Raw genomic sequence first — 308 nt, 5'->3', positions numbered from 1 at the left:
GCTGCGCTCGAACATCGCCGCGACGCTGATCGCGATCGCCACCAACTACCTCGGCTACGGCTACTGGCAGTACCGGGACCGCGAGGCCGCCTCGCGCAAGCGGGTGATCACGCTGTTGCTGGTGTTCTGGGGCATCGGCATGCTGATCGAGACGGGCGTGGTCGGCACCTCGGTGTACCTGCTCGGGCTGGACTCGCTCTTCGAGCAGCTGGGCGCCACGCTGGTCGGCCTCGCACTGGGCACCGGGTTCCGGTTCGTCTCCTACCGCACGGGGGTGGTCAAGGCGATGCCCGAGGCCGAGCCCCAGG

At 69.2% G+C, this 308-nt stretch carries 1 protein-coding gene; it reads left to right on the top strand.

Features of this window, described 5'->3' with window-relative positions:
• On the top strand, positions 1-308 hold a 308-nt coding region (locus PUR71_RS08775; protein WP_329925815.1), incomplete at both ends, for a GtrA family protein.

The sequence above is a fragment of the Streptomyces sp. SP17BM10 genome (assembly GCF_036322405.1).
Taxonomy (GTDB): Bacteria; Actinomycetota; Actinomycetes; order Streptomycetales; family Streptomycetaceae; genus Kitasatospora.
Note: the sequence above shows the minus strand (reverse complement) of the source record. Positions and strands in the feature narration are given on the sequence as shown.